The sequence below is a fragment of the Vibrio sp. 10N.222.52.B7 genome, assembly GCF_041474275.1.
Taxonomy (GTDB): domain Bacteria; phylum Pseudomonadota; class Gammaproteobacteria; order Enterobacterales; family Vibrionaceae; genus Vibrio; species Vibrio crassostreae_C.
In genome coordinates this window covers 1-339 of record NZ_JBFRTU010000185.1, presented here as the reverse complement: position 1 = coordinate 339, position 339 = coordinate 1, and the positions used below count along the sequence as shown (strand labels likewise).

Here is a 339-nt window from a genome sequence, read left to right as displayed (position 1 = left end):
CATTGAAACCGCGGACAACCATGTCAATTTGTTCAAGAGTAAGCTGCAAAAAGAGATGTTTACACAAGGTGAAATCGCCGTTGAACAACTATTCAGTTCAGGCTCTGTAGACACCATGCATAACTTCTTCAAGGCGCAAGCGGAACGAAACGCTATCGACGAAATGACACGCAGCATTATTGGCCGCCCTGCGAGCACACAAGAAATACGCAACAAAGAGATTGTTCTCCAAAGCGGTTACAGAAAGTGCGTTCGTATTGGTATTCTCGGAGGAGACCCGAATTTTCGTGGCTGTGTCGAATATGCTTGGATACCAGCGGAAACTCGCCCGTTTAATCC

At 46.6% G+C, this 339-nt stretch carries 1 pseudogene; it reads left to right on the top strand.

The features are described 5' to 3' along the window. Positions 1-339, top strand: a pseudogene (locus tag AB4512_RS22220) (hypothetical protein); the annotation flags it as partial.